Below are 15,510 nucleotides of genomic sequence, written 5' to 3' on the forward strand. Positions count from 1 at the left end.
GGAAGGGGAGGAAAGGGATCAGTCTAATCAACCCTTCTTCCCTTTTCTCCCCTTCCTCCCTTTCTCCTCCTATTCTATAATCCTGAAAATACGGTCCCAGCGGATTTTTTTGAGGAAGCTGGTCGGGTTTGGGTCAATAGACATCCAGACAAAAACTGCTTTCCCTACAATGTGGTCTTTGGGTACAAAGCCCCAGTACCGCGAGTCGGCGGAATCGTGGCGGTTGTCACCCATCATGAAATAATAATCTTGCTTAAATGTATAGTCGCTGATTTGCTTACCTGCGATTGTAACTTTGTTATTCTCGATTACGACATTCTCATTGCCGTCATAATTCCGGATAATATCTCCGTAAAGCGCGATATTGACCTCAGTTAATGGAACTGACATCCCGGCCTCGGGTATTGCAATCGGTCCGTAGTTATCCTTATTCCAGTCTACCGCATCGGTTGTCGGGAACAGGTAGGGTTCTTTCAGGCCCTTTTCCATAAAAACCGGTTCTACGCGTTTTACGAAATCATAGGTTTTGAGCCTTTCTGCAAGCGCTGCGGTTGTCTTCACTATATAACCTGCCTCATCGTTGGCGGCTATGCTGTCGCCAAATGTCTCCGTAAATTGAGTGTAATCGACAATACCATTCTTTCTGAACACATTCTCCTCATTCACGGCTGTTTTAACTGAAACAAAAAATTCGTTCTGCATGCGTGGCGGCAATTCCTGCACATGCCCGTTCACATACACCTGCCCGTGCCGGACTTCCAGTTTATCGCCCGGAATACCTACGCACCGTTTGATGTAGTTCGACCGCAGATCGGTCGGATGTGGGTGCAGGTCGGGCAGCACATTACTGTATTTCTGATACATATCCGGATGTTCGACAGGCAGGTAAAACACGACTACATCTCCATTTTTAACATCGGTGAAACCAGGCAACCGGTATTGTGGAAGCCTGATCCAGTCGAGGTAGGAAGGAATGCTCGTGCCCCAGATCGTCTGATGCGTGAGCGGCATCTGCAATGGTGTGACAGGCGTGGTCGTACCATAATGCAACCTGCTCACAAATAGGTAATCACCCACAAGCAGGCTATTCTCCATCGAAGGCGTTGGAATCACAAATGCGCTGAAAAACAGCCACCGGATCAATGTGGCTGCGACTACGGCGAAAAGAATCGAGTCAAACCATTCCCGGAAGGCTGATTTCTTTGGTGCAGGAGTGCTGGTCGGTTTAGAAATTATCTCGGCAAGTGACATGAGGATGCTATGTTTGGGCGGCATGAAAGCCGATATTTTACCCGCAATATAACTTTAAACCCAATAACACAACAAACATTATATATTATTATTTTATATATTAATGCAAAAAGAAAGGGAAGAACGTTTCGGCTCTCCCCTTTCGCAATGTCTATTCAAACCACTAATTAATCACCCGGAAAATGCGGCTCCAACGAATCTTGTTGAAGAAGCTGGTCGGGTTCGGATCGATGGACATCCATACGAATACCGCCTTGCCAACGATATGATCCATCGGCACGAAGCCCCAATAGCGCGAATCGGCCGAGTTATGACGATTATCCCCCATCATAAAGTAGTAATCCTGCTTGAACGTATAGCTGGTGATGGCCTTGCCACCCACTTTCACCGATTTTTCATCGATTACCACATCCTCATTATCCTCATAATTTTTGATGACCGGGCCATAAGTTGCAATATTCTCCGGCGTCAGCTGCACGGTCATGCCTTCCTTCGGAACGGTAATCGGGCCATAATTGTCGCGATTCCATTTAAAAAGCGATGAGTTCGGGTAAAGCATCGGTTCGCTGATATCCTTGGGCGATTTAACCAGGGTGATGCTCTTCACAAAATCATAGCTTTTAAGCTTTGCCGCGATTTCCGTGGTCGTAAAAACCAGGTAACCCATTTGCTCATTGCCTTTGATCGTGTCGTTATCGCCTTCCGTATAGGTATTGAATTCGGAAACACCGTTTTCGCGGAAAACTTTTTCCTCATTGACTGCCGTTGTGGTCGCCACGAAGTATTCGTTCTCCATGCGCACAGGGTTTTCCATCGCCTGGCCGTTGGCGTAGACCTGCAAATCGCGCACTTCAACCTTATCACCTGGAATACCTACGCAGCGTTTGATATAATTGGTTTTTAAATCAACCGGATGTTGCAATTCGGGCGGGTAGTTGAACACTACCACATCGCCTCTTTTCACTTCACTAAAACCCGGCAGACGGTATTGCGGCAGCTGGACCAGGCTCGTGTAGGAAGGAATGTTGGTCCCCCAGATGGTCTGGTGCGTGAGTGGCACCTGTAAAGGCGTTTTGGGCGTGCGGGTACCATAATGCAGCTTGCTAACGAAAAGGAAATCGCCTACGAGCAGGCTGTTCTCCATCGAAGGCGTCGGGATGGTAAATGCTTCAAAAAACAGCCAGCGGATCAGGGTTGCGGCAACTACCGCGAACAAAACGGAGTCGAACCACTCCCGTGCAGGCGACTTTTTCTTCTTGGATTCAACTGAACTGGAAGTCAACTCTTTATTAACAGCCATGCGATGATTGATAGTTAGAATACTTTAAATTTTGAGGAGGTCGTTCATCCCGAATACCCCGAATTTGCCCGGAAGCCATTCGGCAGCTACAACGGCGCCCAATGCGAAACCCTGGCGGTTGTGTGCCGTGTGGGAGATTTCGATGGTATCCACTTCCGATTCGTAGCGGACAATGTGGGTCCCGGGTATTTCGCCGCGGCGCTCGGCCAGGATTTGCAGGTAACCTTCCTCATTATCGGGGGCCAGCTTCCAGCCGTCGATGTTTCCCATTTCCTCCACAATGCCTTCGGCAAGTGTAATGGCAGTTCCGCTTGGTGCATCGAGCTTGTGAATATGATGCACCTCGGTCATCGAGCTTTGGTATTCATGACCGTTCATCAGCCTCGCCAGCATACGGTTGAGGCGGAAAAACAGGTTTACGCCAATGCTGTAATTGGATGCATAGAAAAAGGACCCTGATTGCGCTTTGCAAAGTGCCTCCACTTCGCTGCGGTGGTCGAGCCAGCCTGTGGTGCCGCACACGATCGGCCAGCCTTTTTTGAGGCAATAAATGATATTTTCAAAAGCGGATTCGGGGGAACTGAACTCGATCGCCACATCCACGTCGGCAGTTTGCAGCTTGTCCATTTCTGCCCGGTTTTGCACATCAATTTTTCCAACGATCGAATGTCCCCGGTCAAGGGCAATCTGTTCGATCGTCTTCCCCATCTTTCCGTACCCGAGTAATAGTATTCTCATTAATCTGTTATTTGAAATCAGTACTCTTTTAAATCACTTCATATTAAAAACCAGTCGAACACCCGGCGTCGGGGTCAGCATAGACGGCTGGTTCAGCTTCGGGCTCACATTCAAAGTAAGGTCGTCCGAAAGGTCAAAGGTCTTCAAATGCGCTGCCACGTTGGCTTCGATGATGGATAGCGTATAAATCAGGCCAGTTACTATAATGGCAAAGCCGCGGTTTCGCCGCCAGTAGTTTTTCTGACGCACGATCTGGCTCTCGGTCGCATCCCGGTATTCGCTGCTCGTATTCAGCAGGTTTCTCACCCTCACATTTACCGTAGCGTCATCACTTGCCAATTCCTTTTTTTTCGTACCATAAGCAGGATCGTTTTTGTCCAGAATATAAAAGGACTTGTACGCATTCAGAAAGTCGTGGTACTTGATGGTATTCAGGTAATAGGTATAAAGCCCTCCGCCGAACGCCAGGTATACAATCGGCGCCTTCCAATAATCCCGGTTGTAAATCTGCCCAGCTCCCGGAATCAGAGCCAACCGTGTGGCCGTTTTCGGCACCGGCATCCATTTCTTTTTAACGTTTTTTAACGAATCCGCCCGGGCCAGAGTAGTACTGTCTAATACGATAGTCGGCAATTTCTCGCTTTTCAGACTGTCCTTTTTACCCTCTGTCTGTGCTGAGATCCGACCTGAAAACAGCAAAATCAACCCTAACAAAACCCAGTTTTTCAACGCTTATTTAAATTTCAGTGTTTCTAAAATCTTTTTCAGTTCGTCCTGAGAGCCAAAAGGGATCTTGATTTCCCCTTTATGCTGCTCATTGCTCTTAACAGACACCTTTGCCCCGAAATAGGACGAAAGCTGGAACTGTAACGACTTTATTTCCTGATTAATTGTCGGCTGCTTTTTGGCCTCGGTGCTGATATTACTCATCATTCCGAGCTTGCGCACCTCGTCTTCCACCTTTCTTACCGACCATCCTTCTTCGATGATCTGGTTAAAAATTTTGAGCTGGCTCTGGTCGCTGTTGATCGTGATCAACGCCCGGGCATGACCCATACTGATTTTATCGTCACGCAATGACGCCTGGATCACCGGAGGCAGTTTCAGCAAGCGGATATAGTTGTTGACGGTCGTACGGTTCTTCCCTACGCGCGCCCCAAGCTCCTCCTGTTTGAGGCTGCATTCGAGGATCAGGCGCTGGTAGCTTAGTGCAATCTCGATCGCATTCAGGTTCTCACGCTGGATGTTCTCGATAAGTGCCATTTCCAGCATTTGCTGGTCATTCGCTGTGCGGATGTAGGCAGGAATCGTCGTCATACCCAACGACCGCGAAGCCTGTAAACGGCGCTCCCCTGAAATCAACTGATAAGTATCTTCCGAAAGCTGGCGCACTGTAATCGGCTGGATAATGCCTTGCACCCGGATCGAATCGGCGAGCTCATTAAGTGATTCCTGGTCAAACTTCGTCCGCGGCTGGTAAGGGTTGGCCTCAATCTGGCTGACCTCGATCTCGTTCATCGAACCGATGACCTCGGCTGTTGAAATGCGTGCGCTGGCCCTTGGCGGGTTCATCTTCTCGGAGTCCTGCAGAAGAGCGCCTAGCCCTCTTCCCAGTCCGGTCATTTTTTTCGTCTTGCTGCTATTCTCCATTGCCTGTTCGTACTATCGTGATCAGTTCACCCTATCGGAAGAGAGCAAACCGTTTTTACTGAGAATCTCTCTTGCAAGGTTCAGGTAGCTAACGGCCCCTTTGCTGTCCGAATCCTGCGCCATGACAGGGATCCCGAAGCTCGGCGCCTCACTGATACGTACGTTTCGAGGTATGATGGTATTGAAAACAAGAGATTCGAAGTGATTGGTAACCTCGTTCACTACCTGGTTGGACAGACGCAGGCGGAGGTCATACATCGTGAGCAGAATACCCTCGATGATCAGGCCGGTATTCAGCCGGGACTGAATGATTGTAATGGTGTTTAACAGCTTACCCAAGCCTTCCAAGGCGAAATATTCACATTGTACCGGAATGATCACTGAGTCGGCGGCGGTGAGGCTGTTGATGGTGATAAGGCCTAACGATGGAGAGCAGTCGATGATGATAAAGTCGTACTCATCGCGAACCTCCGCGATGGCATCCTTCATTCTATGCTCACGATTTTTAAGGTTGATCATCTCGATCTCGGCACCTACCAGGTCAATATGCGACGGCAGCAGGTTCAGGTTTGGAAAATCGGTTTGCAGGATGATCTCCGAAGTTCGCGCCTGCTCCACCATGCATTCGTAAATGCTGTTCTCCATCTCCTGCGGGTTGAAACCAAGCCCCGAGGTCGAGTTCGCCTGAGGGTCGGCATCAATAATGAGTGTGCGGAATTCAAGCGCAGCCAGACTGGCCGCCAGGTTAATAGCAGTGGTGGTTTTCCCTACTCCTCCTTTTTGGTTTGCAATTGCAATTACTTTGCCCATGTATTCATTTGAGTTACCAATGTCAAATTTCTATTATTCGGGGCAATCTACCAAGGAATGTTCCACGGAGTTTTCAAGAAAACACTTATATTACTGAAAGTCAGATTTTTAAATGATATTATTATTTAATTAAAAATAATTTGGACAGAAAAAGGGTGAATGTTTCACGCCCACACCTGCGTACCCTCCGTACAGTTCTTGCACATCTCTATCTCTGAACGAGATCTGATCAGCGAAGCGCGGAAGTCGCGGTACTTCTTACCCTTCCAGAGCTGGCGGAAGGTAGAGGTTTTCATGTCACCGAGCTTGTACTCGGCATCCTTGTCGAAGCAGCAGGGCACGACGGCTCCGTCCCAGGTGATCACACACGAATGCCACATTTTCCAGCAGTGGTCCACGAACTTGTTTTTGATGGAATAGCTGCCATTCTCATGCTTCTGGTAACGCGAGTATTTCTCAATGGTTGGGATCAGATCCGAACCTTCCTCGTAGTCATAAATCTGCGCGGTTTTCAGTCCCACTTCATCCACCCCCATTTCCTCGGCCAGCTTTTTCACATCCTCGATCTGGTGCTCATTCGGTTTCACGACCAGGAACTGGAATATCACATGCGGCGTGGCGGATTTTAATTCTTTCTTCCACTTAATAATATTACGCGTGCCTTCAAGCACTTTTTCAAGGTTGCCGCCAACACGGTATTGTTGGTAGACATCCTGCGTAGTTCCGTCGATGGACACAATGAGGCGATCCAGACCTGACTCCACAGTTTTGCGCGCCTTCTCGTCGGTGAGATAATGTGCATTGGTGGACGTAGCCGTGTAAATGCCTTTGTCGTGCGCGTATTTGACGAGCTCAAAAAACTTGGGATGCAGATAGGGCTCCCCCTGAAAATAGAATATCAGGTATAATAGCGTGTCACCCAACTCGTCGATGGTCCTTTTATACAACTGCTCCTCCATCATGCCCGTCGGGCGGGTGAATGAGCGCAGGCCGCTGGGGCATTCGGGGCAACGGAGGTTACACGAAGTGGTGGGCTCGAAAGAAATGGCAATGGGCATTCCCCAATGGACGGGATTTCCCGTCGCTTTGGAATAAAAATAGCTCCCCAATATCTGCATCGCATTCCAGGCACGCTTCACGGTAACCTTCGACATCAGGTTCAGGCCATCCTTAAAATTCTTGTTCATATGCTGTGCATTAAGCGATCAGCTCGCGCCTACCGGCCTGATGATCAATTCAAATAGCGTTGATAATTACAATACAGCGATTCCGGTGGTGTACTTGATCTCGGAAATTACAAAATAACTGCTGATGTGTAACACGCTCGACAGGGCAGAAAGTTTATGCTGGTAAAACTGATTGTAAGCCTCGCCATCCTCGACGACTACTTTCAGCATGTAATCGAAGTTGCCCGAAACCACCGAACATTCCAGCACTTCCGGCATTTTTACGATCGCCTCGTTGAAGTCTTCAAAGCTTTCCTTCCGCTGTTTATCCAGCGTCACATTACAGTAAACCACCAGACTTTTACCCAGCTTACGTCGGTTGAGCAGGCATACGTATTTATCGATAAACCCCTCTTTTTCAAGCTTTCGGATGCGCTCGTGCACCGGCGTAACCGACAAATTGATTTTGCTGGCAATTTCCTTGATCGTCATCTGGGCATTTTGCTGTAACAGATCCAGAATTTTGCGGTCGGTCTGGTCGGGCTGCATAAAGTATTTTTTGTGGCTGTGTGTAGGCTGTGAGCGTTACCGACAGAAATTTTTCTTACAGGTAAGGCCAAAAATAGTTTTCTTTTCTGTCTTTTTTAGTCCTTATAGTATGTTTTTCTGCCAAAAATTAATTTTGAACCCGTTAATCTAAACTATATAAACACTTACATACCGATGATCATTGGTGTCCCCAAAGAAATTAAAAACAACGAGAACCGGGTAGCTTTAACGCCCGCAGGAGTCACAGAGCTACGTAAGCACGGACACACGGTGTACGTGCAGGCAGAGGCGGGCAAAGGCAGCGGGTTTACCGACGAACAGTACACACAAGCTGGCGCCAGCATTCTCCCAACGATCGAAGAAGTTTACGGCATCGCCGAAATGATCATCAAGGTTAAAGAGCCCATTGAAATTGAATACCCACTAATTAAAGAAAACCAGCTCCTTTTCACCTACTTCCACTTCGCTTCCTCCGAGCCCCTCACACATGCCATGATCGAACGCAAGGCCATATGCCTCGCTTACGAAACAGTCGAAAAAACAGATAGAAGCCTTCCGCTACTCGTACCGATGAGCGAAGTTGCCGGACGCATGGCGGTCCAGGAAGGAGCTAAATACCTGGAAAAACCGATGGGAGGCTTTGGCATTCTGCTCGGCGGTGTGGCCGGTGTGAAACCTGCGAATGTGCTGGTACTCGGCGGCGGGATTGTAGGAACCCAGTCTGCGAAAATGGCCGCAGGATTGGGAGCGAATGTAACAATCGTCGATATCAGCCTCGCGCGGCTGCGTTACCTCGAAGATATCATGCCCGCGAACGTCGACACGGTCATGTCCAACGAGTATAATATCCGCGAGCTGATCCAGGGTGCTAACCTCATTATCGGCGGCGTACTGATCCCCGGTGCAAAAGCGCCGTCGCTCATTACCCGGGATATGCTCAAACTCATGAAACCCGGGACTGTCATGGTCGACGTGGCCATCGACCAGGGCGGCTGCTTCGAAACTTCGAAGGCTACAACGCACGAAGACCCGATCTACGAGGTTGATGGCGTCGTACATTACTGCGTAGCCAATATGCCGGGCGCGGTGCCTTACACCTCCACACTTGCACTCACCAACGCCACGCTTCCCTATGCATTGCAATTGGCCAACCAGGGCTGGAAACAGGCCTGTTCGAACAACGAGGAACTGCGCAGAGGGTTAAATGTCGTTCACGGAAAAGTAGTATTTAAAGGCGTTGCCGAAGCCTGGCATTTGCCTTATACGGACGTCAAGGAATTATTCTGAATCAGCAAACCTGACTAGATAAACCCGGCCATTTCTAATGCGCCGGGTTTTTGTTTTCTAAAAATATTACTATTATATTTTTTCGATAGCATTGCAGTTTCGGATTATCTTCTTACTTTTGCATCGAATTTGAAGGAACATCCGTTCGCTTCTCTGCTTCATAAACGGTCTACCATTTTTTTAGATCACCTGCCAGCCTCAAAAATTCGTCCCGGCTGGACCTACCGTTCACATGCAGAGCCCCACGGATGGTTTGTGGTGGGCTTTGCGCGATCCCTTTCAATTATTTACCGATTACAACCGGAATCCCGGTGATATGGTCCAATTTCATTGGAACTAACGCATATGCTGGGCTTCGCCCTGAGGATTATTGTGTTATGGCCTGCCATCATCGCCCTTCTCTCCGGAACAACCGTTCAAATCAAGAATTAATACTAAAAGCAATAGAATGACTACTGAAATTTTTGAAACATTCGAAGAGCTCGGACTCAACGAAGACATCCTGAAAGCCGTGCTAGAAATGGGTTTCACTAAACCCTCACCGATACAGGCACAGGGAATCCCCGCAGTAATGCAGGGTTCTGACGTAATTGGTCAGGCCCAGACTGGTACCGGTAAAACGGCTGCATTCGGAATTCCCGTGCTGGAAAGAATAGATACTTCTAACAATGCAGTACAAGCCCTGATCCTTTGCCCAACCCGTGAATTGGCGGTTCAAGTATCCGAAGAACTCGGCCGCCTGGCCAAATATATGCGTGGTGTGCGCATTGAAGCGATCTACGGAGGTGACTCGATCGATCGTCAAATCCGCTCTTTGAAAAAAGGAGTACATATAGTAGTAGGAACTCCGGGCCGCGTCATGGACCACATGGAGCGTAAAACACTGAAATTTAACGAAGTCCGCATGATGGTGCTTGACGAAGCCGACGAAATGCTCGATATGGGCTTCCGTGAGGACATCGAAAGCATTCTGGCTGATATGCCAGAAGATCGGCAGACGATCCTTTTCTCGGCAACCATGTCGAAGCCGATCATGTCGATCACCAAGCGCTTCCTGAATGACCCTGTATTGATCAAGGTTGTTCGTAACGAGTTGACCAACCAGAATATCGAGCAGGTTTATTTCGAAGTGAAACCACAGGCGAAAGTTGAAGTAATGACCCGTCTGATCGATATGCACCACATCAAATCCCTTTTGGTGTTCTGTAATACCAAACGCAAGGTGGACGAGATCGTGGAAGACCTGCAATTGCGCGGTTATGCTTCCGAAGGCATCCATGGTGACCTGCGCCAGCAGCAACGCAGCAACGTAATGAGCAAATTCAAAGCAGGTGTTACTACCATTTTGGTGGCTACCGACGTTGCGGCTCGCGGTATCGACGTTAGCGGCCTGGATGGCGTTATCAACTACGACATTCCGATGGACGAAGAATATTACGTACACCGGATCGGTCGTACGGGTCGTGCAGGGATGTCGGGTAAGGCGTTCTCTCTTGTGGCTCGTGACGAAAAATACCGTCTGAAATCCATTGAAGGTTACACCAAAGTAAAAATCGAAAAAGGCGTTATTCCTTCTTTCGAAGATATCGTAGGTGTTCGTAAAGCTCGTTTTGTAGAGACTATTTCAACCTCTATCAAAGAAAGCAGCGATCAGGAACTGTACAACGACGTACTTGAAATGCTCCACCACAGTGGCTTCACGACCGAGCAGATCGTGGGCGCAATGGCGAAACAGATCATGGGCGTTCAGAAAAACGAATATGCCGATAGCAACCTCGCATGGGAAGAGCGTCGCAACGACCGTCGCGAAGGCGGTAATGAGCGTTTCGGAAGAGGCGAACGTCGTGAAGGCGGAAGCCGTTTCGAAAAAGGCGGAGACCGTCGTGACGGTGGCAGCCGTTTTGGAGGAGACCGCAGTACCGACCGCTATGCACCACGTGGTGAGCGCGGCGCTGACCGTGGAGAGCGTCGTCAATCGGCACCTGAGGCTGGCATGACCCGTTTGTTCCTGAGCCTTGGCCGTAAAGACCACATCATGCCGAAAGACATCGTTGGCGCTATTGCCGGCGAAGCAAACATCCCTGGCAAGACGATCGGTGCGATCGACATTTATGACAAATTTACGTTCGTAGACGTGCCTGAGCGCGATGCACGTGCGGTATTGCGTGCGATGGATGGCAACACCATCAAAGGCAAGCCGGTGCAAATCGATATTGCAAAATAAATTCTGACAACAACTAGTGCGGAAAGGGGCTTGTAAAAAGGCCCCTTTTTCGTTTATTTTCAGGCATGCAAAACAACGACCAACTCGAAGTATGGCTCCGCGGGCCGCTTCCCGGAATACCTGATCTGCTCCAACCCGTAGCGCACGCATTGTTGCAGGCGCGCGAGGAACTAGGTATTTTCAGCCATACATTCCCCTCGAAGCTGCTCTGGGAAAAACCGGCCAATCTCGCCTCGGTGGGTTTTCATTTGCAGCACCTCGCGGGCGTGCTCGACCGCCTGTTTACCTATGCGCGCGAAGAATCGCTCAGCGAAAGTCAGATGGTCTACCTCAAAAGTGAAGGAAAGGAACCGTTTGAAGATTGTAGCTACAATGATTTGCTCGATCAGTTCGGCAAGCAGCTGGAAATTGCGTTAACGCAGCTCCGGGAAACCAATCCGGAGACATTGACTGAGATACGCTACGTCGGCCGGGCCATGGTACCTTCGACGCATTTGGGGCTGCTTTTCCATGCTGCCGAACATACCCAGCGGCATGTCGGCCAGCTTTTGGTGACCGCCAAAGTGCTGACTACCGGTCCCGATCATTGATCCAGGCTACGAGATCCTCAAAAATAATCGTCCCGATTGCTAATTATCAGATTCCGGCCGCACATTCAAAAGCCGCTGTAACCAAGTTTGCTGTTCGGCGGATTCTGCATTTTGATCTGCATTATCGTCTCCCGCATTTGCCAGAGGGCCAAGATCTGGCTGGCCGGCATCTACCCAGCAAGTGTACCATACATCGCCCACCATTTGCACCGAGGCCCGCATTCGACGCTCGACCTGCCGGCCAAGCATTAGGTGGTATTTCTCGGAAAACTCGTGTGAGTACGTCCGCGTCAGGGTATTCCCCCGAAGTTCGAAACTGAATTTTTTATCTGCTTTGAAGGCTTCTGTGAGCTGCTTTTCAAAAAGCAACACCGAGTCCATCGCCGAATGCGAAGCTGCAACCGCTTTCCAGATATCCCCGGCGATATCCTTTCGGTAAATGGCCGGGCCCAGCCACATGTCATATTGCCCGGCAAACAGTTCCGGAAGCCGCGACTCCCAGAACCCATGGATACCCTCCTGACCTGTAAACTGGCCGTTATAGTTGCGCGTGGTGTGCAGCGGTACGTGCGCGTCGGCAATGTAATGGCCCAGGTCTGCGGAAATGCGGAGGATACGCGGCCGGTTCTTTTCTTTAAATGCTGCCGTGAGTTGAAAGGCAGCTGCCTGTACATGCCAGGGCACGATGCCATGTTTTCGCAGACTGTCCTCTCCTATTTTCCTAACTGCGGCCTGCCAATGCCTTGGAAGGTTGTTCAATGCGCTATCACCGTAAGCATCCAAATCGATAAAGTGGCGCTCGGCTTCGCCTGGTACGGCATAGCGGCGTTGGTCGGGATTGACTGCGTTCTCTGAGAGGTAATCAATGTACTTTTTGTAGAATCCCTGCATCTCAACCGGCAGCCGGAAAACGGCCAAACGATTGATCCGCTTATGTGCCCAGAAGCCCCAATGGACTTTTAAACCACAAAAAAGCATGATTGAAGCGATCAGAAGACTGAAATTCAGCACATTTTTGAAAAAAAATCGATCTTTTTCAGATTTTTTTCGGCCTTGTTGGAGAAATGACGCCATACAATATTCGGAAGGTGGTTTTCATCATTATTACACCTGTTGAGACGCCATTTGCAAAAAAAGGTAACAGAAATGCGCCTTTTTGAAACTTGTTTTTTTCAAACGGCAAATTTTTAGCCGGATCGCCATATGCAGCTAGCTGAGTGAGAGAACAATTAGAAAATTTCGCAAAAAATTCTTCTCCGAATAATATTTTGGAAAGTAGATTTTCAGTGGTTGTTTCTTTTCTTAAATATCAAATTTTCAAAATTATTTATATTTAATATCCAAATAATACAATAATAGATTTAAGTTTTACCTTTGTAGCAAGAGAAATAGATAATTGCATTTATTGAATTTGCTATAATGAAAACTAGAAATAAAACATTAGGATACTTAGTCCCCATTTTCGCGCTTTGCGTATTTATGCTGGTTATTTACGGCGCTTATGTGCCCCACAAACCTGCCGAGATCCAGCGGGTAGTTTGTATCAAGTTTAAACCTGGTACTACTACACAGGAAGTGGAAAAACACCTGCGCGATTTTGCGGTGATGAAGAAATCGGTGAAAGATGTCGTGGCCTATTCGGCAGGACACGTGCAGAAAGCAGATAACAGTGGTGAAGAATTTGACGTGATCCACTACCTGACTTTCCGTACCAACGAAGCTGCCCAGGAATACAAACTGAATGCTGACAGACTAGCATTTGTGAAGGCCAATGAAGGCCACTGGGACAAAGTGTTGGAGATGAATTCCAACATAGAGAAGTAATTAATAATAGTAATAGGAGTGAAAATCTTAAAGAGAGCCGGGCATCCCGGCTCTCTTTTTATTAACACGTTTACCAGTTGATCGGGTCGAGCCCCTTGCTTTCCAGATATTCATTGGCCTTGCTGAAATGCTTCGTACCAAACCAGCCGCCTCCATTGGCAGACATCGGTGAGGGGTGCTTCGCTTTGAGCACATAATGCTTCGACGCATCGATCACCGCGCCTTTTTCCTGGGCATACCTGCCCCAGAGCATAAAAACCACATTATTTTTCTCCTCGGACACGCATTTGATGACCGCGTCGGTGAAGCGCTCCCAACCCTTTCCCTGGTGCGAGCCGGCAGCGGCCGCTTGTACCGTTAAGGTTGCATTTAAAAGCAGGACGCCCTGTTTTGCCCACCGCTCGAGATTACCCGTCGGAGGGAAGGGCTTGCCCAGATCCTGCTGAATTTCCTTGAAGATATTCATCAGTGAGGGAGGCATCCGCACACCGTCGTTCACCGAAAAACACAGGCCATTCGCCTGCCCGTGACCATGGTACGGGTCCTGGCCAAGGATTACCACCTTGCATTCGTCGAAGCTGCAGTAATTGAATGCGTTGAATATCTGCTTGGCCGGCGGAAATATCTGTTTAGTCTGGTATTCTTCCCTTACGAAGGCTGTAAGCGAGGTAAAATAAGGCATCTCAAACTGGGGGGCAAGCCGCTCTTTCCACGACTGCTCAATTTTTACATCCATCCTGTTGAATTTGTTTTGGAAACCAAATTATGTGTTTTTTGATTTGGTTTTATCAGCAATTGATTACTATTTTCGTTAAAGGTGCGTTGCAAACCGGTATATTTGCCGCAGCTCCAATAGTCCCACTACTTTCCAACACCCTCGATCTATATGGTTTCCAAGGTTACAGATGGTGTCAAGGTCACCGTTTTGACGGAATATCAGCCCGATTACTCCAATCCGGGTCAGGATCATTTTGTGTTCACCTACAAGATTCTGATTGAAAACCACAGCGAGCACACGGTTAAGTTACTCAGAAGGCATTGGCTGATCTACGACGCTAACGGAACCGTACGCGAAGTGGAAGGGGCAGGTATCGTAGGGCTTCAACCCGTATTGGAACCCGGTGATGTACATGATTACGTCTCCGGCTGCAATCTGCGTACCGATATGGGTAAAATGGCCGGAACCTACCTGATGGAACGTGTGCTCGACGGTCGGCAATTTCGCGTCGTAATACCCGCATTTTCGCTCGTCGCACCTTACCGCCTCAACTGAATCACCGGCCGGGCACCGGCTTATTTTAAAATTCCACTGCATTGATTGCTGCTTATATCAAGTACCTTTTACGCTCCGGAAACGAGCATTCCATCCATTCCCCATTTCTGTTTGAGCTTTACAACAATGTGATCGCGGCTAGGAAGGATCACAATCCCGAATACGAGGCGATCCGCTCGCTGCGTAAAGAGTTACTGCGTTCCGACGAGCAAATCGAAATACTTGACCTGGGTGCTGGCTCGCGCGTGAACAAGTCCAATCTGCGAAAGATCAAAACGATCGCCAAAAACGCAGAAAAACCGGCCAAGTTCGGCATGCTTTTCCACCGGCTAATACGCCGTTTTCAACCGGCAACGATTATCGAATTGGGTACCTCTCTTGGGCTCACTACATTGTATATGTCCAAAGCAAACCCGGACGCGCAACTGATCACCTTCGAAGGCTGTCCGCAAACAGCGGCAAAAGCACAGCAGCATTTCCAGCGCGAACATGCTGATAATATTGAAATCGTGCTGGGCAATATTGACGAGACATTACCCAAACGCCTCGAAACACTTGATCGCCCTGTCGACTTTGCCTATTTCGACGCCAACCACCGTTACGAACCGACCGTCCGATATTTCGAACAATGCCTCCCCCATATTCAAAACGGCTCGTTGTTTGTTTTTGACGACATATACTGGTCGGAGGAAATGACAAGGGCCTGGGAATATATTAAGGCGCATCCGCAGGTCACAGTCACCGTCGACCTGTTTTGGATCGGGCTGGTGTTCTTCCGTAGCGAGCAGGTGAAGGAAAATTTCACACTTCGCTTTTGATGTTGTACCGTTAAATATCTCAATCTTCCA

At 48.8% G+C, this 15,510-nt stretch carries 16 protein-coding genes; 6 read left to right on the forward strand and 10 right to left on the reverse strand.

Annotated elements, in window-relative coordinates; genetic code table 11:
• Positions 1–69: 69 nt before the first annotated feature.
• The 8 genes from lepB (ACTJJJ_RS09435) to ACTJJJ_RS09470 form a co-directional block, all read right to left on the reverse strand.
• Complete coding sequence (gene lepB, locus ACTJJJ_RS09435) at positions 70–1,251, reverse strand: signal peptidase I (protein ID WP_426295912.1); 1,182 nt, start codon at positions 1,249–1,251, stop codon at positions 70–72.
• Between the two features lie 163 nt (positions 1,252–1,414).
• Entirely contained in the window at positions 1,415–2,551 is a 1,137-nt protein-coding gene (gene lepB, locus ACTJJJ_RS09440; protein ID WP_188928275.1) for a signal peptidase I, read from the reverse strand.
• 24 nt (positions 2,552–2,575) lie between these two features.
• Positions 2,576–3,289, reverse strand: a complete 714-nt coding sequence (gene dapB / locus ACTJJJ_RS09445) for a 4-hydroxy-tetrahydrodipicolinate reductase (RefSeq protein ID WP_188928273.1) — start codon at positions 3,287–3,289, stop codon at positions 2,576–2,578.
• Between the two features lie 33 nt (positions 3,290–3,322).
• On the reverse strand, positions 3,323–4,003 hold the full coding sequence (locus ACTJJJ_RS09450) for a DUF5683 domain-containing protein (RefSeq protein WP_440701704.1): 681 nt from the start codon (positions 4,001–4,003) through the stop codon (positions 3,323–3,325).
• Between the two features lie 18 nt (positions 4,004–4,021).
• On the reverse strand, positions 4,022–4,939 hold the full coding sequence (locus ACTJJJ_RS09455; protein WP_188928269.1) for a ParB/RepB/Spo0J family partition protein: 918 nt from the start codon (positions 4,937–4,939) through the stop codon (positions 4,022–4,024).
• Between the two features lie 21 nt (positions 4,940–4,960).
• Entirely contained in the window at positions 4,961–5,749 is a 789-nt protein-coding gene (locus ACTJJJ_RS09460; protein WP_188928266.1) for a ParA family protein, read from the reverse strand.
• A gap of 164 nt (positions 5,750–5,913) precedes the next feature.
• Positions 5,914–6,936, reverse strand: a complete 1,023-nt coding sequence (locus ACTJJJ_RS09465; protein WP_188928264.1) for an SPASM domain-containing protein — start codon at positions 6,934–6,936, stop codon at positions 5,914–5,916.
• A 66-nt stretch (positions 6,937–7,002) separates the two neighbouring features.
• A complete protein-coding gene (locus ACTJJJ_RS09470; RefSeq protein WP_188928262.1) occupies positions 7,003–7,464 on the reverse strand; it encodes an Lrp/AsnC family transcriptional regulator in 462 nt (153 codons plus the stop codon).
• A gap of 174 nt (positions 7,465–7,638) precedes the next feature.
• Between ACTJJJ_RS09470 and ald the strand changes: the two genes are divergently transcribed.
• From ald to ACTJJJ_RS09485, 3 genes are all read left to right on the forward strand, one after another.
• The gene (gene ald, locus ACTJJJ_RS09475) at positions 7,639–8,751 is read left to right on the forward strand and encodes an alanine dehydrogenase (RefSeq protein WP_188928260.1); all 1,113 of its coding nucleotides are present in this window, start codon (positions 7,639–7,641) and stop codon (positions 8,749–8,751) included.
• 448 nt (positions 8,752–9,199) lie between these two features.
• The gene (locus ACTJJJ_RS09480) at positions 9,200–10,975 is read left to right on the forward strand and encodes a DEAD/DEAH box helicase (protein ID WP_188928258.1); all 1,776 of its coding nucleotides are present in this window, start codon (positions 9,200–9,202) and stop codon (positions 10,973–10,975) included.
• Between the two features lie 65 nt (positions 10,976–11,040).
• On the forward strand, positions 11,041–11,565 hold the full coding sequence (locus tag ACTJJJ_RS09485; RefSeq protein WP_188928256.1) for a DinB family protein: 525 nt from the start codon (positions 11,041–11,043) through the stop codon (positions 11,563–11,565).
• Positions 11,566–11,604: 39 nt separating this feature from the next.
• Here the strand turns inward: ACTJJJ_RS09485 and ACTJJJ_RS09490 are convergent, their stop codons facing one another.
• Positions 11,605–12,543, reverse strand: coding sequence for a zinc dependent phospholipase C family protein (locus ACTJJJ_RS09490; protein ID WP_229221228.1), 939 nt, complete (start codon positions 12,541–12,543; stop codon positions 11,605–11,607).
• Positions 12,544–12,984: 441 nt separating this feature from the next.
• On the opposite strand from ACTJJJ_RS09490, the gene ACTJJJ_RS09495 reads away from it, so the two are divergent.
• Positions 12,985–13,389, forward strand: a complete 405-nt coding sequence (locus ACTJJJ_RS09495; protein ID WP_188928252.1) for a Dabb family protein — start codon at positions 12,985–12,987, stop codon at positions 13,387–13,389.
• Positions 13,390–13,459: 70 nt separating this feature from the next.
• On the opposite strand, the gene ung is transcribed toward ACTJJJ_RS09495, so the two are convergent.
• Positions 13,460–14,125 (reverse strand): uracil-DNA glycosylase, encoded by a 666-nt coding sequence (ung, locus tag ACTJJJ_RS09500; protein WP_188928250.1) that lies wholly within the window; start codon positions 14,123–14,125, stop codon positions 13,460–13,462.
• A 150-nt stretch (positions 14,126–14,275) separates the two neighbouring features.
• On the opposite strand from ung, the gene apaG reads away from it, so the two are divergent.
• On the forward strand, positions 14,276–14,662 hold the full coding sequence (gene apaG / locus ACTJJJ_RS09505; protein ID WP_090386807.1) for a Co2+/Mg2+ efflux protein ApaG: 387 nt from the start codon (positions 14,276–14,278) through the stop codon (positions 14,660–14,662).
• Positions 14,663–14,703: 41 nt separating this feature from the next.
• On the forward strand, positions 14,704–15,480 hold the full coding sequence (locus tag ACTJJJ_RS09510) for an O-methyltransferase (RefSeq protein ID WP_188928248.1): 777 nt from the start codon (positions 14,704–14,706) through the stop codon (positions 15,478–15,480).
• The last annotated feature ends 30 nt before the right edge of the window (positions 15,481–15,510 follow it).

The organism is Dyadobacter sp. 22481, assembly GCF_052044875.1.
In the GTDB taxonomy this organism is placed as follows: Bacteria; Bacteroidota; Bacteroidia; order Cytophagales; family Spirosomataceae; genus Dyadobacter; species Dyadobacter endophyticus.